Here is a 20,445-nt window from a genome sequence, read left to right on the forward strand (position 1 = left end):
GTTATTCTTCGTCGTCGGCCGCACCATCCGGCAGTAACTGATCGGGCGACCGTTTGTACATCGGAGTGCTCGCGAATTCCGAAATTCGTTCCATTTCGCTGTCGGAGATATGTTCCGGCATACACCGCTACGTGTAACTGTTACAGTTTAGTAATTGAGTTCATATTTGAGGTAGTCAGCTTCTTCTAGACGGCTGTCAGTTGTCAACGTCCCGAGGCATACCTGCACCGGGCTTTCGGATGTTCGTTATAACTGTCTAAATTTTGTGGTCACTGAGGATCCTTTGCCCAGACGTTGGCGGTGAGAGGGTCCATGACATATTAGTAAGATTATAATATCTGGTCCTCTGTTACAATTTCGTGCTGCCCGTTGCACTGAGTCTGGTAGATACCAGTGACTGTCTCAGAACCGGGTCCTAATTTGAGAGGGCTGTAGTGTCTCAACAATAGTCAGGGAACTGGTGAAGCTATAGTAAAAGATTTGCCGTCAGTAGACACAACTAAGAAGCCGAGACCGGAGTGAGCCGGGAAACGGTGTGACCGAAGCCGCTCCGGCTCACTGTCAAAGTGGAGAGAGCGATCCGAGTCGACAGCGACTATACAGGGCACGAGCGTCCCTGAGGGGGGTGGTAAGGATTGGGCCGGTGTTGTGGGTGTCGGGTAGCTGCCCTCTCCGTTAATCTCTTGTACGCAGGGGTGTATTGTTATAGTCGTGTTATTCTGGCATAGCTGAGCTTACCACCACAACGTACTAGAGCACCGGTAGCTGCTCAGATGAGTCAAATGTCGAGGCCAATGAACGTCCCCACTGACAACATTTGAGAGGGCGTTGTTGAATTGGAGGTTCAGGCGTAACGACCACAGCCAAAGACATGTACGGGACTGTCAATCAGAATCCGTAGATACAGAAGTTATTGGTGTGGATGTCCCAGAGAAGTTTGAGTGAGCTTTAGCTGACTTCAGTATTCACTTGTATACGTCACAGAACAATGTCATCCACAAGTCCCATCCTGGCGAATAGCGAAGTAACTTTATCTTACTCGCGTGGATTAGGGGTTTTGTTGAGTTCGAGATCGTGGAATAGACTGGTAAGTAAGTAGAATGTATTTGGTATAAAAATATTGTATATGGGGACGCAATATTTAATATAGTAATTACACCTTTCCGAGATATGCTCGATGTCAGCGCGGTAGAGAGTGGGTATAAATATCGTCTTAATATGAGATTAGGACTATTGGACCGGAGTCAAGATTCACCGTTGACACACAAGTGTTTGAGCTTGTCAAGATCAGGATATTTGAATGGGGTAGCAACTGAATGATGACCTCAGAGGAGTGGGAAGACGTAGCAACAGACCCAGACTGGGAATCGGATCTAGGCTACGAGATGGAGGAACTCACTGTTGTCAAATCTTCGACCGATTCACAATTGATATTTTTACCGGAGCACGAGTCACAACTCGGCGAAGAAGAGTTCATTGTCATTCATTCGGATTCACTTCGAGATCTACGTCGATAGCTGAACAGCGCTGGTGACCGAAACAATATGTAGTTCACCTATCCATTATAGGTTCTAATTAGTAGCAGCATTACAATGTGGCATCTGGGAAAGCGTGTGAGTGATGAAAGCAGTAGTCCTCGCAGCCGGGAAGGGAACACGACTTCAGCCACTGACTGATGACCTTCCAAAAGCGTTAGTCAAGGTAGACGGAGCGCCGCTTCTGACACACTGTCTTGACGAACTCGTTTCTCTTGATGCAGACGAGTTTGTTATCGTCGTCGGATATCGCCAAGAGCAGATTATCGACTACTACGGAGACTCGTACGATGGCGTCCCGATAACGTATGTCCATCAGGAGGAGCCTGCTGGGCTAGCACACGCCTTGTTACAGGCTGAACAGGAAATTGAGGACGATTTTATGCTGATGCTGGGAGACAACGTGTTTCGAGGGAACCTCGACACAGTCGTGCAACGACAACAAGAGCAACGCGTCGACTGCGCATTTCTGGTAGAAGAGGTCCCTGAAAGCGAGGCATCCCGGTATGGCGTTTGCGTGACAAATAAATACGGTGAGATAACCGATGTGGTAGAAAAGCCAGACGACCCCCCATCTAATCTGGTCATGACCGGCTTTTACACGTTTTCCCCAGCAATATTCAAAGCATGCAGCCTGGTTCAGCCCTCTGATCGGGGGGAGTACGAACTCAGCGATGCCATTGATTTACTGATGGACAGCGGAAGAACCATCGACGCCGTTCGTCTCAACGGGTGGCGTATCGACGTTGGATATCCTGAAGATAGGGATGCTGCAGAACAGCGCCTTTCAAAAGAAGCAGCCACACCAGCCTCTAGCGGCGGCAATATCCCCCAATAGCTTCGCCTCTGAGGAGGTAATAAACCACGTGGCGTTGATCGCTGTGACCCGATTGCGAAATACATGTGCTTCGATTCATTGTTTTAGAGTGCCAAATGCAAGAGTACGATTTTTGGGGCTTCTCAGCTGATATCTCAGTTAGAACATCGTACACCGCAGCTATTCATACAGTAACTGCTGCTGGAAGCATCGCCCAGGTTTCTGGCCAGTAACACGCGCTAGTAATAGCATAACAAAACAGGAAGGCATGTATTGACGTAGCTATGTGCGCTGGCTGGGTTCGACAGTTTGTGGGCGTGTTCGTCGTCTGGCTATCAACGACGTTGGGGGGACTGATGTCTATTGGTCGGTGGAACCCGTTATTGTATTACCTGCTCAGCTATGCGGGGTTTCTCTTTGCGGTCGAACTCAGTAAGCCAGATGGCGCCAGACCAAAGAATCACAGGCGACTACGCTGGGTTTCCATGGGTGGGTTTGTGGTGTTTGTTTACGGAGTTGTATCGTGGGTGCAGGCAGTTATTGCAACCATGCCGGCATAGGCCAAAGTAACGAATGTTGTGCCTAATAATGACAGGTAGGCTATACTAATATATTGAACGCGATATCACCTTCATAGAAGGATTACATGGTATCGGTCAGCGTTGTCATCGCGACACTGAAGCCCCGAGATGAGATTGAAGCAATACAGTGCCTCGAGCAGCAGGCATTCGACGACTTCGAGGTTATCGTATGCGATGAGAGCCCAGTAACCAGAGCACGGAATGAGGGGATCAGACGTGCCTCAAGCGACAAGATCGTGTTTCTCGATGATGACTCCCGACCCCGACCGGGATATCTCCGAAAAGCCAGCGAGGTCCTCGAAACAGAGGCAGCCTACGCCGGTCGAACCATTCACCCAGCAGATGACGTATTTGCCCGACATTTCACCGGCCACTACGATTGGGGAGACGATGCGTGCTACGTCAGACACTTCTGGGGGTGTAACATGGGCGTTCACAGGGACGTGTTCAGGACCGTCGGTGGGTGGGACGAACAGATGGGGTGGGGTCACGAAGAAAAAGAACTCGCCAGGCGGGTCAGAAGCAAGTTTGATATTCTGTACGACCCCGAGCTCATTGTCGATCATCCGTACGCGTCTTCTATTACCGAATACTGGAAGAAACAGTATAAACTCGAAACGAAGAGTCCATACTACTGGTCAAAGTGCAACATCTCGCGAGCGGACCAGCTAAAGAATATTTTCTGTGAGGTATTTGACCCACTGAATTACCTCAGGATAACACCGACAGCTACCGTGGTAGAGGCCGGTAGTACTGTTGCAAAGACAGCTGGGCGTCTTCGGGGCTTCCTCGGTCATCTCCAGGACGAAGCGGAAAGGGGCGAGGCACCAGAGATTGATCGCTCTCCCCAATCCGTAGAACCGTCAGAATAACGTTACGCTGGATTCCATCAGTGTTGGATTTAGGCAACCGGGCAGCTACTGCCACAATTCTATCCGTAAGCAAAGTCGAGAGAGATTCCGCGCTAGTCACTCGCCGAAGCCCTGTTCACCATACCCATCCTCACCGTATCCACGATAGAAGATTTCCCGCTTTACAAGCACTGCAGCAATAAACGAGAGTCCAGTCGCGACGAGGGCAAGAATGGTCCGTCGGGTGGCCTGCTCCGGTTCCACGGTCGTGGTCTCTTCATCTGAAGACATCAGTACCGTGGGATAGTCCTGCTTGCTCCTGTAGCTACGCTATGTCGGCGGCTATTTTGGTCCATCGCTATCAGGAATCCAATGACGGGGAGCGTTTTAGTAAACAGGCCATACTCTCAGCCATATTGTATTCTATCCTGCTATTGATACCCATGTGGTTTGGACAGGGACCCAGTTACTACACACGTAGAGGTCACTGAAAGTAAACGTCAACTTGTATGGCTGTCGTCGTGTGTTTGCTCGAGAGGGGGGTCAGGTGACGACGGAAGAGCTAGGTAGTTGTGATCTATGTGTTCTGATCGGGATCCCGGGGAGTCCGAGTTAACAGTCATATAACCACATCATGTATGTTTCAAAACCCGATGAGATGGGGGCGTACTGATACAGAGTTTCAGCTATAGTCAGGATCGTGTTGAGAGAGCGGGGGGTCGTTGTAGACTGTTTGAGTGAACAGTACGAGGTTACTACTATTGAGGCTACTGTCCCACTCTCAACCGATGACGTACACTGTCGCAGTCATTGGGACTGGTGCAGATCCGGACGACCCGGATACCGACGGGTTCGCAATGGCATACAGACATGCAGGCGCGTACAGGCGGTTAGATTCGTGTGAAATTACCGCCTGTGCCGACGTCGTCCCGGAGAATGCGAAAAACTTCGGTGAACGATGGGACCTCCCGGATGGAAACGTCTACACGGATACTGAAAAGATGCTCGCGGCTATCGAACCCGACATCGTCAGTGTCTGTGTTCCGCCCCATATCCATGCACCTGTCGTGATGACGTGTGCTGAGAGTGGGGTAATGGACGCAATCCACTGCGAAAAGCCGATGGCAACGAGATGGGAGGACTGTCAGACAATGGTGTCGGCCTGTAAGCGGGCCGGCATCCAACTCACATTCAATCATCAACGGCGGTTCGGAAAGCCCTTCCGGAAGGCCAAGTCGCTGCTTGAAAGCGGAAAGATAGGCTCTCTAGAGCGAATCGAACTGGGTGGAAAAAATCTATTTGACTACGGGTCACACCTGTTTGACCTTTGTGGGTACTTCACTGATCAAGCGATGTCGAAATGGGTGATGGCCGGAATCGAATACAGCGAGGAAAACGTACAGTTTGGGGCCCACAACGAGAATCAGGCAATCGCGCAATGGCGATATACGAACGGTGTCAACGGGCTTGCATCGACAGGGGATGGTGGTATTGTCGACTGTCATATGCGACTGCTTGGTACAGACGGAGTCATAGAAATCGGTGGAGAGGTTCCCCTACGGCTCCGGACCGGGAAAAACTGGACAACAATCGACACTGATGGAGAGGATGTACATGGGCCCAACGAAACAATATTTGACGCTGCAAAACAGAAGGTCAGCGCTCGAATACCGGGAGTCACTGTAGAGAACGCAAGACCGGAAACCTATATTGACCGTGCCATTGCGGACACCGTCGACGCACTTACCACGGGCCGTGAACCCGAGCTTTCAGCAGACAATGCACTGCAGGCAACAGAGCTTATATTCGGATGCTGGGAGTCCGCTCGCCGGTGCGGGCGAGTCGATTTCCCACTGGAGATCGACGACAACCCGCTGGAGTCGATGGTCGAAAGTGGACAAGTACTCACCGCTGACAATCAGTAAAACCCGATCCACTCGGCCAGTTGCAACCCAAAGAGGTCGGCAAGATACGCCCCGACAATTCAGGGGTGTCGCAGTTATTCCGTTCATAACAAACAGATGGTATCCAAAGTGTGTAGCAACGGAGAGTCTATGCAGGCACAGCAATATAGAGTATTGCGTCGGAAAGACACATTTCAGTTTAGTATAGTGGCTCGGTACAGACGTGACGAGGAGTTTGGACGGCGATGTTAGATAAACTAAAACGATTGATAAAGCGGCTGCTCCCTGCCAGTGACGATGTCATGGAGCAGGCTGTCAAAAGTGGCGTCTGGGTCGGCGTAATGAACGTCACTGAACGGGGGTTAGAGCTGCTGTTGCTAGTCATCGTTGCTTCACTGTTGTCCCCACGTGCATTCGGGTTAATGGGGATCGCGCTGTTGACGCTATCCTCACTCAAAAAATTCTCGGAGTTGGGTATCAAGTCCGCTCTGATACAGGCGGAAGAGGACAACGTCGACGACGAACTCAACACGGCTTGGACAATCGAGACAGCAAGAGGGACAGTAATTGGCTTGATCCTGTTCCTTGGGGCACCGTTTATAGCTTCGTTATTTAACCAACCTGCGGCGACCGACCTATTTCGGGTCATCGCCCTTTCGCCGTTTATTGTTGGGTTACGAAACCCTGCTGTCGTCTATTTCCAGAAGAGTCTAGATTTCCACAAAGAGTTCGTCTACAGAGTCAGCGGTGCGGTGGCATACTTCGTTGTCACCGTAGGCATAGCTCTCTATAATCCAACCGTATATGCCCTGGCAATCGGATTCATCGCCGGCGACGTCGCCCGGTTTCTCGTTTCATACGTCGCAGACGGATACCGGCCATGGCCTTCGTTTGATCTCGACGTTGCGAAAAAACGGTACAGTTTCGGGAAGTGGGTTACGGCCAACTCGATCCTCTATTTCCTATACAGTAGAGGGGATGATGCGTTTGTCGGCTGGGCGCTCATGGCGAGTGCACTAGGGTTTTACCAGCTTGCCTACCGGCTCTCGAACGCGCCGGCGACCGAAATCACACAGACGATCTCCAGTGTGACGTTTTCGGCCTATTCGAAGGTTCAAAACGATATCGAGAAGCTCCGATCCGGTTATCTCCAGACGCTCAGGATGACTACTTTGGCTTCGTTCCCAGCAGCAATGGGTATCGCGGCGGTCGCACCCGCATTTGTCGAGGCATTTTTTACCCCAGAATGGCGGCCAATGGTCCCGGTAATGCAGTTGCTAGCTATCTATGGGCTGCTGCGTTCAATGGGTGCGACGATGGGGCCGGTCTGGAAAGCGGTTGGACGACCGGACTATATTGCGAAACTCTCCGCTGTACGTGTGACCCTCATTGCTATATTCATCTATCCAGCTACGATGATGTACGGAATTGAGGGTACCGCGGCCCTCATTACGGGCATCTACATCTTCCCGATGATGCCGATAGACACCTACCTTATTTCCCGGACTGTCGAGGCGTCTCCGGTTCGAGTGCTCAGAGAGGTCTCGTATCCACTGGCAGCAAGTCTTGGGATGGCAGCCGCAGTGACCTACGTCTATCAGACAGTGACTCTCAACGCGCCGGTATTGGAGTTTATTCTGATGGTTCTAGTCGGTATCGGAGTCTATGTGGCTCTGGCTCTGGCTCTCATGTTTAGTTTCAACTGGGAAGTCAAGCAGAATCTCGAATCAATATTCGATACGTTGGCGTGATCAAAATGAAACAGGCACTCCAGAGCGATTGGCTTGGCGAACGGGGAGGTAAAGCGCGATGAAGCGACGAACAGTGCTTGCTGGCGTCCTTCCGTCACTACAGGGCGGGCGCTGGTTAGAGCAGTTGTTGCTCGTTAATCAGGGTGAGATCGTTCAAAAGCGGTTCGTCGGTATCGCAGCGGGGGAATCGACTGAGATCGCTTCCATTGACGGCGATGGGACGACTGTTTCGTCCAAGCACGAGGGTCAGCTTGAGCAATCACCTGAAGAAATATCGGCAACGGTCGCAACTTCGCTTCGAGAAACGTACGACTCATTACGGTTCCATGTCACAGTCGCCCATGATGACGGTAGTCTCAAGATGTTCAGCCGGACGGGGCTGGTAGAATACCGGACATCAAGAGCGCTCTACAACGGGATCACAGTGGGCGATCACATTTCGTTTCAGACATCTCTCCTGAACAGCGATACCATCATCTCGTTGTCGTGTCTGGCAGAGGAGGAGGAGTCCCTACAGCGCCGGTGTCGGGTTGGAGTCGAAGACCCGACTGCGGAGTGAGAAAGGGTAGAGACCTATTCTAAAATATTGTGTAGAGCGTGGCCGCAGTTTTCCGGAAAATGTCCCGGGGTATTCTCATGGGCCGGTACCACCAGCAAGTTGTTTTCGAGTGTATCACCACGTTCCAGAGTGTCAAATACTGGCGTACTGACTCGCGAGAATCTAGTATTGCCGTAGTTATCTAATGGAGATAACTACTAAGCCGAAGATACTCTAGAAGCCGAACGGTTCAGAGCTAAAAGGCGGGAGCGACAGTCATCGTATAATCATTGCTGAGAACGGCAGAGACAGCCATGGGCTGAGAGCAAGGGAGAACCTATTCGTGAACTGTTCGGGGATGTTGTATCCACGAGAAAGCAGAACAGGCAATCTCGTGCTCTCTGAAAGAACACTCGTAGCGTGGGGCGGTTTACGTATCACAGAACGAGTCCGGTGGCTACGAGTGAGATTGATTTCGGGTGGTAGCATCTCCTTAACATTCAAAATATCCAGCAGAACAATTATGCTAAATGGAAAATGATTTCTCAAGTGCCATTTTCAGCCATAAGATTCGGTTTAAATATGGTATGCAAGAAAGTACCTCGTGGGCAAAAAGTTATGTAAACGAAACTCAAGCGGTAACAACGGATAAAATAGTAAATAGGGATTACTGGAGTGTGACCAACGAAGAACAGAATCGCTCGCACGACAGTGGTGATGTGTCGCGAGATAATAGTAGTTCGGCGGGAAAGACCGTCGTAGACCGCCGCACGTGCATGAAATTAGCAGGTGTAGCCGTTGCTTCCTTGGCAGGCTGTGCCGGTAAAGGTGATCCTACCACTGGAGGGTCGGCAGCAACATTCGGCTATGGCGGTGAGCCGGCAGTTACGACTCAGCTCAGCGCAGTCGATGTTTCGCAGGTGGCCGAAGACACCAGTACGGCACGGTCGGTCAGCAGTCTCAGTATCGATTCCCCACTCTCGACAACACTGTCTCCAGGTTCCGCTGATCTATTTGCGTTCACCCCCGACAGCGAGGACCTGGCGGTTGAATTCACGCCGAGTACAGACACAGGTGTTGCTGCGCTCGGATTGTTCAATCCAGACGGTGAACTCCTCTCCCAGGCGTACGCGAGTTCGGATGCACCAGTGTATCTCCCGGAATCTCTCTCGACCAGTGGCACACACTATCTGCAAGTCATGGACGTCAGTCGAAGCGGTGGCGATTACTCACTGACTGTTTCAACGGATAGTACGACGCAGTCGCAGTCGCCGTACGAGGGATCTGTCAGAGCGATTCCCGGCCGTATCCAGGCACAGAATTTCGATATCGGTGGCGAAGGTGAGGCGTACCACGACACGTCTGGCGGAAATATATACGGTTCTGCAAACCGAGATTCTGACGTTGATATCCGGCCAACAGGAGACAAGTCCGGAAAGTACAACATCGGCTACTTCCAGGCCGGAGAGTGGCTCGAGTATACAATTGATGCCACATCTGGAACGTATGATATCAGTGTCCGAGTGGCGTCGGCACTTTCTGACGGGCAACTCGAACTGTCTATTGGAGATCGCACCATCACAACTGTCACTGTCCCCAACACGGGCGACTGGACCTCGTGGGAGACAGTCACCGTAGAGGACATCGAAATCGAGTCCGACCAACAGGCGACGCTTCGCGTCGAAGCGCTGGATTCCGGTGTGGAATTCAATTGGATCGAATTCGAGAAAGTCGACACACAGAAACCGTACGAGGGGACTCAAGTCACGATTCCCGGACGCATCGAGGCTCAGAACTTCGACACAGGTGGCGAAGGAGTATCATACTCCGATACGACCGCTGGGAACGAATACGACACCAGTTATCGTGACACCGATGTCGATATCCGAGAGACCCAAGACGACTCCGGCGAGTACAACATCGGGTACTTCGAGGACGGCGAATGGCTCGAATACTCGGCTGATGTTTCGCCCGGGCAATACGACCTCAGGGCCCGCGTTGCAACAACGCGAGACGATAGACGGCTCAGGTTCTATCTCGGCGATCAGGAGTTAGGAACCGTTGACGTTCCTAATACGGGAGGCTGGACGGCGTGGGAGACTGCCACGCTAGAAGACGTGACCATCGAAGCCGACGGACAGCGAGTGCTTCGGGTCGAAGCCGTCGGGTCCGGTATTGATTTCAACTGGGCTGAGTTTGAAGTCGCCGAGAACCAACCGTTCGACGACGTTCCGACGCTTCCCGGTAGGATACAGGCCCAAGCGTACGACTTAGGCGGCGAAGGCGTGTCGTATCATGATACCACTGCTGGTAATGAGTACGACCTCGGCTATCGGGATTCTGACGTCGATATCCGGGAAACGAAGGACAGTTCCGGCACGTACAACATCGGGTATTTCGAGGACGGCGAATGGCTCGAATATACCGTTGAGGTGCCGGCCGGAACGTACGATATCAACGTTCGCGTCGCAACGACACGCGATAACAGGCAACTGCAGGTCAGCCTCGACGGTGATAAACTCGGGACAGTAGACGTGCCGAACACCGGTGGCTGGACAGCATGGGAGACAGCGACCCTTCCTGACGTAACGGTTCAGGACGGTGGCACCCACGTCCTCCAGGTGAAAGCAGTCGGCTCTGGCATCGACTTCAACTGGTTCGAATTCAGTGAGGTAGCAGAGACGGAGACAGCGACTGAAACAGAGACATCGACAGAAACCGAGACGGCGACTGAAACAGAGACATCGACAGAAACCGAGACGGCGACTGAAACAGAGACATCGACAGAAACCGAGTCTGGTACTGACGACTTCGGCAGCGAAAGCTACGGAATGGGTGGGTACGGGGGTACCCAATAACGCAATAGACCAATGGCAGAACGATACAACACGCCCGCAGAGGGCACGCTCGATTGGCACGTACCGCTTAACGAAAACTTCGAGAAGCTCGACAACCACGTCGAGCTCCGGGATGCTGAGTCGAACATCAGCCAGTACGAACCGAAGACAGGGTCGAAGTTCCTGGCGACCGATACCGGCACGGTATACATTGGCGACGGCAGCAACTGGAACCGTGTGGGGAGCCTCAGTGCATCCGACGATTCAGTGTCTGAGGCCGACGACGGGTCGCTCATCGCACCGCCGGGCGACGTACAGTCTGTGATCGATCAGGCGTCGAAGTCACATACTTGGGCACAGGGCCCGAGCCGAACAGTAAAGCTCGTCTCCGGCGAGAACTACTTCCCCTCGGACACTATCAAACTGAAACGGAACGTCCGGCTCGAATGTAACGGTGCTCGGATCATTCCGGAAGGCGATTTCAACGTTATCGAGATGTACCGTGGGACGCAACTCATCAATCCGTTCATTGATACCCGGTCGGTTAACTGGAATTCGACCCAGGTCGTCGTCGGCGCACCGGACGCGGACAAGGTCGAACTGGCGAACCGCGCAACCGTTGAAAACGCCTATCTCTGGGGAACTCCCGGCGAGGGCATCGGACTCCAGTTCTTGGGCGGCTCGAGACCCTGCTCGATGCAGGTCGCTAGCGGAACAATACACGGGTTCGATATCGCGATCGATCTTTATGCCAGCGGGGACGATTACAGCGGACAGGGGGACTGGTCGAACGGGAACCAGTTCTACGGCTCACTGGAAGCCTTCCGTGTCGGCGTCAACCAACGCTCTGAAGGCGCGGAAGTCTCGGGGAACGTTTTCAAGCTGATGGTCCAGCCCGACAACGACGTGAGCGAGTGGCTCTGGTACATGGAGGACGATCCCCGATCCGACAGCGACCGAGACGACAATATGTACCGGAAGTCCGGGAACACCATGATGGTGTATCCGTGGGACAACAACAATTACATGGACAACAATCCGTTTGCCGAGAGCGGCGACCGGAAACCGCCGATATGGTACATTGGCGAGGGAATAAACTACGGCAATTCACTCGTTGACCAATCCGGAAAACTGGGGAACCAGTACATCGTCAACAATTCGGATTACCCGGATCGGAACGGGATTTTCACCTATCACGGTGGAAAGGTTACCGGCACCAGACAGTTCTCACACCCGCCTGCGTACCAGCGGAACAGCGATAGTCGGATGTGGCACGAGGACTCGAAAAACTAGCCGTCTGAGGGGTCACCAGACGAATATAGTCACAAGGGACGGTCTACTACTCAGTTCGCGACTGCGGGTGCCACTTTCGGCTATCGTTTTGCTGATACGCTGGTTTTGTCTCGAACTCTGTTGTACCGACGACGAAGCCACCGTGTGCAGTGAAGATACCGTTTCTGTCAGGCGTATCTGAATCGTTGAGTACGTACTGATTTCCGCGCACCCCGCTCATATCCAGAAGTGAATTCCCATACCGGCGACCACGCCCGATGAACCAGAATGGCGCATCCCGGTCACTCTCTGAATAATACGAGTTGTTCTGTTTGAACGACGAGACGTCCCAGGGATATGCCATTACCGTATTGCCTTTCATAACGTACATGTTATCCTCTCGGGACTCACGTGGATCGTCCTCCATTTTCCAGAGCCACTCACTTACTTCTGGTTCAGGTTGTGTCTGGACGCGAACGGTGTTCCCGCTTACCTCTGCACCGTCAGAGCGCATGCTAATCCCGATCCGGAAGTCCTGTATCCGTCCCCAGAACTGGTTCCCGTTCGACCAGTCGCCCTGTGGATCGCGGTTCTCACCAGCAGCGTAGAAATCGATGGCCCGGTCAAATCCATCGATGGTTCCGTTTGCGACCTGCATCGAGCACGGTTTCGAACCACCACGGAACTGTATGCCGATGCCCTTGCCTGCATCTCCAAGGAGGTATGCGTCTTGTACCCAAGCGCGATTGGCTGTATCTAACTTTTGTGCGTTTTGAGGGCCGATAACGACTTGTGTCGAACTCCAGCTTTTGCCGCGAGTGTCGACGAACGGGTCAATGAGAACGGTATCACGGCCGAGTTCAAAGACGTTGAAATCCCCGGTTGGAACTACTTTAGCCCCATTGCATTCCAGTCTGACACCGCGCTTTAGACGGACAGTCTCTGGTACTTCGTACGTCTCACCGGATACCAGCTTGACGGTCTGTGCGGGAGCTTGCCCAAACTCAGATCCAGTAGATGCGGTATCGATAACGTCCTGTAGTTGTCCCGGTTGAGCGATGAACGTTCCGTCACTCATTACTGTGGCTCTCCCACTGTTCTCGCCAAGCGAGACCGAGCGCGCGCGTCCTGCCGCACTACCGAACTCCAGCCACTCCTCTCCGTTTCCAAGAAATATACGTCGCGAATCTGTTGCGAGGAACTTGGCACCCTCCTTTGGTTGATACTGATCCAGATTTGCTGCGGCGTCTTTGATCTCGACTTCGGTGTCGATGCGAGAGAAATTTTCGTTCAGCGGTATATGCCAGTCCTGTGTTCCACGATCCGGACGCTGATAGCTATGATTCGGCGTCTCTTTAGCCATATCGTTCAGTTTACACAAGCCAAGTAAAATATACTGATGCTACTCTCGGCATAAACTTTCGGAGGGATCATTACTCAATCAGCGGCTGTGCGTAGGCGGTCTCTTCAGGCCTGCTTTCGAGTTCCCGATACACTCGCTCGAAGCCGTCCACCATCGATTCGATCGTAAACTCACTTGCCGCCCGCTCCCCTGCGGCGGTTCCAAGCGTTTCGGCGAGAGACTGATGCTGCTGTAGACGAATGGTCGCCCACGCAATTTCGTCGGGTGCCTGTACGTCGACGAACACCCCCGTTCGGTAATTCGCCAACAGATCGCTAGTCCCGTCCACAGGTGTCGCGACAATCGGAAGCTCCGCAGCCATCGCTTCGATTACTGCACCCGGAAGCCCTTCATAGTGGGAGGGGAAGACGAAGAGATCCATCGCACCGAGAAGGGCTGGTACATCCTGTCGCGTTCCGAGGAAATGAACTGACTCAGCACAGCCGAGTGAATCGACCCGTTCTGCCAGCCGCTCCCGGTCGGCACCATCACCGACGAATACGAGATGTGCATCGGGAATCTCGGAGACAATAGTTGGCCATGCATCAAGAAGGTCGAAGTGGCCTTTCCGCTCGACGAGACGGCCGACGGTTCCGATGACAGTGCTCTCCGTCGGGATGTCTAGCTCTGCTCGCAGATTCGCTGGCTCTGCCGACCGGTACTGTTCGATGTTCCGTCCATTGTAGACCACCGCCACGTTTTCTTCTTTTGCACCACGTTCAATGGCGTATTCCCGTCCCGCTGTGGAGTTCGAAACGATGGCATCTGAGAATGAAATCGTCATCCGGTCGAGAACGCGGCGGACAACCGGTTCCTCGTTAGGCACCTCCCGGATGCCGGTAATAATAGTTGCAGAGCAGAACACGCCAGCGATCCTGGCAATTACATTGTCATAAAAGAGAAACGACTGTATGAGATCAGGTTGTTCACGGCGCGCGGCGAGACAGAATTTGACCGGGGCGAACACATAAACGAGCGGGCTTTCGACTCCATCTATTGCCCCGTTCGCTACACGACCAGCGTCTGTAAGCGACCGAACGGTGACCTCAGGCGAGAGTTCTGTCTCAAGTGGGTTCGTCGAAAATATTGTCCAGATAGTGACATCGTACTCCCCATCGTCAACCTCGTTCGCTAGATCAACGAGTGTGCGCTCGGCACCACCGACGACAAGCGCGCCGATGAAGTACCAGAGAGTCGTACGCTCCGCAGTCATTCCTGAATCACTCCGTTCCGTTGTACGCTATCGAAATGAAGCGTGGACTCCGTCTTCACGCGAACGCTCATGCTCAGAGGTAACCCATGTTTTCGAGCTGTTCTGTCGTGTTCTCATCGATAGCACGCACTTTTTCCTCACTCTGTCCAGAGAGGATGGCTGCGATATCCGCCCGCGCTTCGTCCGCGGTAAACTGTGGATTTCCATACGACTGATGTCCCGGCATAAATCGAGAGTACGAGTCTCGAACCTTCTTGTTGTGGAAGACCTGTCGTCCAAAGGGTTTCTGCAGTAGCAGTGCCAGATATATGATCGATGACGTCGTTTTGTGTCCGTCAACGAACGTGTGCCCACCGTGTTCGTCCCAGAGGCTCTTGATCGTCCGCTCAAACCCGCCAGTGAGACTGACAATCTTCTCAGCGGGTCCCGGTAACGAGCCGTATCGAATGTGGTTCAGGTGCGTGTAACCAGTCGTTCGACCTTCTCCTTCTGTATTCCCATCCAGCCGACCGAAATCAGGTTTCGAGGCCATCGCGCTTGCGACCGTCGGTAAGATGTCCACATGGTGTAAGAGCCCGTTCTCACCGGAGGGAGCTAGCTCCGGATGAATGAATGATGTCGGAACGTATACCACCTCAGGCGTCGCGAGGTGTGTGTGTCCGAAGTACCCGTACTCTCCGAGTACCTCGCCGTGGTCACTGGTATAGATGACGAGAGTATCTTCGCGAAGCCCTCTACGTTCAAGCGTCCGAAGTACGCTCTTGAACTCTTCGAACGAGCGGTCGACACCGTCGTAATAGTCATCTCGCGCCGTTTCCGGGTCCGACGATACGCGCCAGAGGTATTCAAGGGCGGTTTCGCTGCGGTATTCGTAGTCGTCCCAGTCGAATCCATTGTACGGCGCGTGGCCACCGGGCCGACGCGCAACGTGGACAAAGGGGGGTTCGATATCGGCAATCGATTTGCGTGGGGGATTACCAAACATTTCCGCAATACTGTGGTTCATGCCGCCTTGAGCGGCTATAGAAACCTCGTGACACTCAATATCGAATACTGAGCGGACGTTGGTGGGCACGGAGTGCTTGAAACTATGGATGCTGCTGTTCGGTGGTAATAGCCCGGTCAGTAGACTCCCAAACGACGTAGGCGTGTGTGTTGATGCTGCAACCGTCTTGTGGGTCTGCCCGAGTTCCGCGAGATCATCGTTAACTGCGTTATATCTGACAGCGTCGTCGACATATATGAGGACGTTCTCTACGTCGAGATCCATGCTACCAGAGGGTGGCTACTACAACAGTATAGTAAAGACACCCCTACGGAGTATGAAACAACAGATAAAAACACTACCAGGTGGCCGGGCAGAACATTTATCTAATACACCTCATTTCGTAATTGCTTCACTTTTGATTGAGTTGAGGGCCTTCATTGCGTTTTTCGCCGGCTTATAGCTCAATCTGCCCCCAAGTGCAGCGAGTGCGAACATCCATCTATCGGCTCGAAACGGCCAATAATACACTGATTTAAGTAACTGCGTTCTCGCATCAGAGTACGCTCTGGCGCGTAGCGCTTCCTGTCCAAGAATGAACAGCAGTGACGCGAGAAAGGCCCGCTCGTATTTTCGTCCGTACCCCGCAGCGAGCCTCCGGTGTTTCTCAACCATCAGCGGGTAAGAGATGTCTCGCTTTTCAGTGTAGTTATTGCTGATTCGATCCGTCCCTTGGGGACAATGCCGACGTGTCAATACTTCTTGGATTACGCGAAATTCAGCATGTAGCGAGAGCCGTATCAGCCACTCCCTATCTTGCCAGCTGGGAAACCGTTCGTCAGGGAGGCCAGCTCGCTGGATAATGTCTGCCGCGACCATCAGTGTCGAGAATTCACCGAATGACTCACCTGAGAGGAGATCCTTGGTCACGTTCCCTTCGGCGGTAAAGATAACCTCCCGTGTGTAGTCTCCGTAATCGTACTCACATCCAGTGTAGACTACCCCGACACTGTCAGCGCTCTCTTCCATCTCGGAGACCTGTCGAGCAATCTTTTCTGAGTCCCAGGCGTCATCGTCATCTAACAACGCGATGTATTCGCCTTCTGCCCGTTGAATTCCTGTGTTCCGTGCCTGATTCGCTCCTCTGTTCTCTTCGTGACGGACACAGTTGACTTCGATACCCTCCAACGACTCTCCAGCAAGTGTATCAGCTGCCGGCTGCGGGGAGTGATCGTCTACAACGATGAGTTCGATGTTTGAGTACGTCTGACCTGCAACGCTCCGTGCTGCACTCCGAAGCTTGTCCGGTCGTTTATATGTCGGAAGGACAACGCTGACGAGCGGATTTGGCATGTGGCTGGTGGTGGTTTGCGGTATCGAAGTAAAGTTAGTGTCTAGCTATGCCTCACCCTGCTGGCTAATTTTGGGGCGCCACAGACCAGCCAGTGAACCCACCATTGGTGTACACCTTGTTTGCCGTCGGGTCGTTGTGCATCCGCACCAGACTGTCTTCATCGTATCGGAATAGATACTCCTGCTGGTCTTTTGTATAATACGACGCAGTGTGCTGTTTGACATCGTGCGTTTTCGTGACGACGTAGCTCCGCCCGAACGTGTCGGATGCGATAACATCCGGACTGAAATAGCCGAGATTCCGTGGCAAGTTATTTCCCATACTGAAACTCTGCGGGTAGTAGCGCGGATGGTTTGTCCCCAAGACGAACGCTTCCATCTTGTGTGACGTATCCATTGCATGAATAGGAACCCCTTCATCGATATTTGTCGCCATGAATTGGGACCCGTCATACTCTGCGTACGTCATGTGTCGGTTCGGCTCGTAGGCAGCATTGGCTGCGAGACAGGCGCTCAAAAGCACGAGTACCGTCAGGCAAACGGTGATCACCGAGTGCCGCCTGATAGCGCTATTGATGAGCGCCAGCCCGACAAGGACTGCAGCGAACAGGAGTGCGTATCTGTTTACTCTGATTATTCCCTTCACGATAAGATTGCTCAGGAGGAAGACTGCTGCGACGGCGAGTCCCGCGACGAAGTGAACCGAACCGAAACCCCAGTCGTACTGCATCCCTTTGGAAAGAAACCAGTATAACGTGAACAGAACGAATAACCCAGCGATAGCGAAGTAAATTGTGGTCGAACCGTACAGGGTGATGAATTTCTCAGCGAGTTCCATCGGTGAGAACTGAACTGAGCCGGCTCGCTGTACCTCTCTAGCCGCTGGGTTCACCTCATCCTGCGACGCAACGACCTTTATGATGGCCTGGCGCGTCTGCCCGAAATTAGTAAGCCAGGCGAAGAGGAGCGGAAAGAAGGCCACGCCGAGCCGCGGGCTGAGTTGCGGGGTAGACGACAGGGAAAGTCGTCCGAACACCCCCGAATACACAGATGTCAACAGTAGTATACCCAACATAAACAGAGTTGTCATCGGGTGCGAGTAAATGACAAACAGACCAAATAGGAGGATCAGGAGAAGGTACTCATTGTCGTTACTCCGTCGATACAGTTCCGTAAGCGTGAGCAGGACCGGGACAATCATGAATGAGTTCATCGCCGGATGGTTTGAGAGATGGAAGGTCGTATACAGGAGTGCGCTGCCCGCTGCTAAGCCGGCTGCCAGACTCCCTCGTTTATCTGAGAGTGTCTTCACAAGGACCCCGATTCCGATGATGTGAAGGGTCGTAAACAACAACGCGACCAGGTACGGCATCGCGTCCATGGGGACACCCAGCATCGCCATCTCGGCCATCAACACGTGTTCACCGGGATACCAGATTCCGGGAAGTGAGCCAGTTTCAAGGATTGCCCTGACATCGCCGAAGTGTTGCAGTGCATCTGCTGTTCCCTGTCCATAGAACCGATAGCCGCGAGCTTTCGGGAGAAAGAAATACAGCGCGTAGTTTGAAACGACGAGGCCAAGACCATGTCGCCAGTACCCCGTTCGGGTAATAGCTGCTGCTATCAATGTCAATATGCCACCAATCATGACGGAGTAGAAAGCGAACCAGAACAGCCGGGACAGTCCGTCCACCAGCGAGGTTTCATATCCGGTTACCGGTTGAATGGAGAGGAAGAGCGCGGTCTCAAGGACAAGAATCCCGGACAGGAGTATGACCAGATATTCTTGAATGTCACGGTTGGCGAACTCGAAGCTGTCAAACGATTCCCGATCGAAATTTGTCTCGTGACTCATTTATTACCCTTCTGACCCGCCACGCAGTGTGATATCAACGTCTTGCCCAGTTGTACGTACGGTAGATAATAAGTAATCAGCGACTAACGTGTTTGAGGTGATTGCTCTCACCAGATGCAGGCCCCGACCAGCGCCAACAAACCATCTTAACCACAGCGTTGCTCGGGTTATGAAAACGCAACAGGGGGATTCAATTGCGCAACCTGAACTAAGCGAGGCTCGACGCGCCATTCGTTCAGCGTTCGTCCTTGATCGCGGGCGCGGGACTGCTAGTCACCTCTGTTTTATCTTGAGCCACAGAGTCACCGGGTTCAGCCACTTGGCCCAGTATTTTCGTCGTTGCCTGCACTGTTTCTGCCCAATTGTAGCGTGTCGTGACGATTTCTCGACCGTACTTTCCGAGCTCTGAGAGGTGGTGCGGATCGCTAAGCAGATCGGCAATCGCCGTCGCGAATCCCTCAACATTGCCAACTTGGACTGTTTTTCCAGTTTGGTTGACTATTTTCGAGGTCTGTTCAAGATCGCTGGCAACGACTGGTGTTTCACAGGCTAACGCTTCAATAACTGTCCGTGGAAACCCTTCGGTCCGACTCGGAAGGACAAAGAGGTCCGCTGCTCGGAAGACCGAGGGCATTTGCTGATAGGAGACCCGGCCCAGAAACTCCACGGCATCTGTAAGTCCCCTGTCAGCGACCGTCGATTCAAGACTGTCCCGGAGTGGGCCATCGCCGCAGAAAAACAGCGATGCGTCCGGACAGCGCTCTCGTATCGTATCGAACGCAGCTAACACGTCTTGAGGGCGCTTCCCGTCGACTAAGCGGCCAACAAATACGATTGCTTGGCCGCTCTGGTTCGCGATACGGGAATAATCTTCTCCCGCGGGTGAGAAGCGGTTAGTATCGATCCCGTTGTTTACAACCGCGATGTCAGCATCGACACCGAGATCACGGAGTTTCGATTGCTCGACATCAGTGTAGCAAAGCGTGACATCGGCCGAGTCATACGTCCACTTGCCCAACGTACGAAGGTGTGCACGCGAGAACCAGAACGGGCCTCGTTGTGAGTTGAGGCCGTGACATGTGATTGCAACTGGAATATCGGCTAATCGGCAGTACAGTGCGGCCACGTTACTCGAGAAAAACAGGTGAGAGTGAGCGTGAACCACGTCGTAGTCTTCCATGCCGCGTAAATCGCGAACGGTGTTGGCGAAAATCTGGTTGCCAAGGAGCTCTAGCTTCGGCGGTTGTTTGATCAGGGTGTACCCGTTCTGATCAGTGACCTCGCGCTCTTCGACATCGTCCGAGACAGTCAAAACAGTGACCTCGTGGCCCATCGCAGCCTGATCGCGGCTCAGGGCATGTATGTGATATGGCGCACCACCGACAGTTTCAGGAAAGATGTCCTGGGCGACCCGGAGTATATGCATTTATTTCGCCCGACCTTTACAGAGAGACAGGTATAGTTAATAGTCCGATTTTTTGAGTAATACGCCTCTATAACCAGTTTGTGGCACCAATTTGTGGCGTGCCATCACAGTGAATCCTTACCCCG

Annotated in this window: 14 protein-coding genes; 7 read left to right on the plus strand and 7 right to left on the minus strand. The window is 52.9% G+C overall.

What is annotated here, in order from left to right; all coding sequences use genetic code 11:
* The first annotated feature begins 1,620 nt into the window (after nucleotides 1–1,620).
* Nucleotides 1,621–2,373 carry a UTP--glucose-1-phosphate uridylyltransferase AglF gene (gene aglF / locus AMS69_RS14775; RefSeq protein WP_053968817.1) on the plus strand — a complete coding sequence of 251 codons (753 nt, stop codon included), beginning with the start codon at nucleotides 1,621–1,623 and terminating at the stop codon, nucleotides 2,371–2,373.
* Nucleotides 2,374–2,998: 625 nt separating this feature from the next.
* On the plus strand, nucleotides 2,999–3,805 hold the full coding sequence (locus AMS69_RS14780) for a glycosyltransferase family 2 protein (RefSeq protein WP_053968818.1): 807 nt from the start codon (nucleotides 2,999–3,001) through the stop codon (nucleotides 3,803–3,805).
* A gap of 96 nt (nucleotides 3,806–3,901) precedes the next feature.
* Here the strand turns inward: AMS69_RS14780 and AMS69_RS20695 are convergent, their stop codons facing one another.
* A complete protein-coding gene (locus AMS69_RS20695) occupies nucleotides 3,902–4,075 on the minus strand; it encodes a hypothetical protein (protein WP_170084326.1) in 174 nt (57 codons plus the stop codon).
* A gap of 497 nt (nucleotides 4,076–4,572) precedes the next feature.
* On the opposite strand from AMS69_RS20695, the gene AMS69_RS14785 reads away from it, so the two are divergent.
* From AMS69_RS14785 to AMS69_RS14805, 5 genes are all read left to right on the plus strand, one after another.
* Nucleotides 4,573–5,709 (plus strand): Gfo/Idh/MocA family protein, encoded by a 1,137-nt coding sequence (locus AMS69_RS14785; protein ID WP_053968819.1) that lies wholly within the window; start codon nucleotides 4,573–4,575, stop codon nucleotides 5,707–5,709.
* Between the two features lie 224 nt (nucleotides 5,710–5,933).
* Entirely contained in the window at nucleotides 5,934–7,439 is a 1,506-nt protein-coding gene (locus AMS69_RS14790; protein ID WP_053968820.1) for a lipopolysaccharide biosynthesis protein, read from the plus strand.
* 58 nt (nucleotides 7,440–7,497) lie between these two features.
* Nucleotides 7,498–7,998 carry a hypothetical protein gene (locus AMS69_RS14795; protein ID WP_053968821.1) on the plus strand — a complete coding sequence of 167 codons (501 nt, stop codon included), beginning with the start codon at nucleotides 7,498–7,500 and terminating at the stop codon, nucleotides 7,996–7,998.
* Nucleotides 7,999–8,654: 656 nt separating this feature from the next.
* The gene (locus AMS69_RS14800; protein ID WP_053968822.1) at nucleotides 8,655–10,835 is read left to right on the plus strand and encodes a carbohydrate-binding domain-containing protein; all 2,181 of its coding nucleotides are present in this window, start codon (nucleotides 8,655–8,657) and stop codon (nucleotides 10,833–10,835) included.
* 12 nt (nucleotides 10,836–10,847) lie between these two features.
* Nucleotides 10,848–12,107 carry a hypothetical protein gene (locus AMS69_RS14805; protein WP_053968823.1) on the plus strand — a complete coding sequence of 420 codons (1,260 nt, stop codon included), beginning with the start codon at nucleotides 10,848–10,850 and terminating at the stop codon, nucleotides 12,105–12,107.
* Between the two features lie 46 nt (nucleotides 12,108–12,153).
* Here the strand turns inward: AMS69_RS14805 and AMS69_RS14810 are convergent, their stop codons facing one another.
* The 6 genes from AMS69_RS14810 to AMS69_RS14835 all read right to left on the minus strand — a co-directional run bounded on the left by AMS69_RS14810 (nucleotide 12,154) and on the right by AMS69_RS14835 (nucleotide 20,320).
* Nucleotides 12,154–13,449: a hypothetical protein gene (locus AMS69_RS14810; RefSeq protein WP_053968824.1), complete on the minus strand. Its 1,296-nt coding sequence runs from the start codon at nucleotides 13,447–13,449 to the stop codon at nucleotides 12,154–12,156.
* 70 nt (nucleotides 13,450–13,519) lie between these two features.
* Complete coding sequence (locus AMS69_RS14815) at nucleotides 13,520–14,701, minus strand: glycosyltransferase (RefSeq protein ID WP_053968825.1); 1,182 nt, start codon at nucleotides 14,699–14,701, stop codon at nucleotides 13,520–13,522.
* Nucleotides 14,702–14,774: 73 nt separating this feature from the next.
* Entirely contained in the window at nucleotides 14,775–15,971 is a 1,197-nt protein-coding gene (locus AMS69_RS14820; protein ID WP_053968826.1) for a sulfatase-like hydrolase/transferase, read from the minus strand.
* Nucleotides 15,972–16,082: 111 nt separating this feature from the next.
* Nucleotides 16,083–17,039, minus strand: a complete 957-nt coding sequence (locus AMS69_RS14825; RefSeq protein ID WP_053968827.1) for a glycosyltransferase family 2 protein — start codon at nucleotides 17,037–17,039, stop codon at nucleotides 16,083–16,085.
* Between the two features lie 64 nt (nucleotides 17,040–17,103).
* Nucleotides 17,104–18,894, minus strand: a complete 1,791-nt coding sequence (locus AMS69_RS14830) for a hypothetical protein (RefSeq protein WP_053968828.1) — start codon at nucleotides 18,892–18,894, stop codon at nucleotides 17,104–17,106.
* A 235-nt stretch (nucleotides 18,895–19,129) separates the two neighbouring features.
* The gene (locus AMS69_RS14835; protein WP_053968829.1) at nucleotides 19,130–20,320 is read right to left on the minus strand and encodes a glycosyltransferase family 4 protein; all 1,191 of its coding nucleotides are present in this window, start codon (nucleotides 20,318–20,320) and stop codon (nucleotides 19,130–19,132) included.
* Nucleotides 20,321–20,445 lie beyond the last annotated feature (125 nt).

It is taken from the genome of Haloarcula rubripromontorii (assembly GCF_001280425.1).
In the GTDB taxonomy this organism is placed as follows: Archaea; Halobacteriota; Halobacteria; order Halobacteriales; family Haloarculaceae; genus Haloarcula; species Haloarcula rubripromontorii.

Excerpts from the sequence above, each read along its gene's own strand:
- AMS69_RS14805 (WP_053968823.1), top strand. The coding sequence starts at position 10,848 with ATGGCAGAACGATACAACACGCCCGCAGAGGGCACGCTCGATTGGCAC.
- AMS69_RS14815 (WP_053968825.1), bottom strand. The coding sequence starts at position 14,701 with ATGACTGCGGAGCGTACGACTCTCTGGTACTTCATCGGCGCGCTTGTC.
- AMS69_RS14830 (WP_053968828.1), bottom strand. The coding sequence starts at position 18,894 with ATGAGTCACGAGACAAATTTCGATCGGGAATCGTTTGACAGCTTCGAG.
- AMS69_RS14825 (WP_053968827.1), bottom strand. The coding sequence starts at position 17,039 with ATGCCAAATCCGCTCGTCAGCGTTGTCCTTCCGACATATAAACGACCG.
- AMS69_RS14835 (WP_053968829.1), bottom strand. The coding sequence starts at position 20,320 with ATGCATATACTCCGGGTCGCCCAGGACATCTTTCCTGAAACTGTCGGT.
- AMS69_RS14810 (WP_053968824.1), bottom strand. The coding sequence starts at position 13,449 with ATGGCTAAAGAGACGCCGAATCATAGCTATCAGCGTCCGGATCGTGGA.
- AMS69_RS20695 (WP_170084326.1), bottom strand. The coding sequence starts at position 4,075 with ATGTCTTCAGATGAAGAGACCACGACCGTGGAACCGGAGCAGGCCACC.
- AMS69_RS14795 (WP_053968821.1), top strand. The coding sequence starts at position 7,498 with ATGAAGCGACGAACAGTGCTTGCTGGCGTCCTTCCGTCACTACAGGGC.
- aglF (WP_053968817.1), top strand. The coding sequence starts at position 1,621 with ATGAAAGCAGTAGTCCTCGCAGCCGGGAAGGGAACACGACTTCAGCCA.
- AMS69_RS14790 (WP_053968820.1), top strand. The coding sequence starts at position 5,934 with ATGTTAGATAAACTAAAACGATTGATAAAGCGGCTGCTCCCTGCCAGT.
- AMS69_RS14780 (WP_053968818.1), top strand. The coding sequence starts at position 2,999 with ATGGTATCGGTCAGCGTTGTCATCGCGACACTGAAGCCCCGAGATGAG.
- AMS69_RS14820 (WP_053968826.1), bottom strand. The coding sequence starts at position 15,971 with ATGGATCTCGACGTAGAGAACGTCCTCATATATGTCGACGACGCTGTC.
- AMS69_RS14785 (WP_053968819.1), top strand. The coding sequence starts at position 4,573 with ATGACGTACACTGTCGCAGTCATTGGGACTGGTGCAGATCCGGACGAC.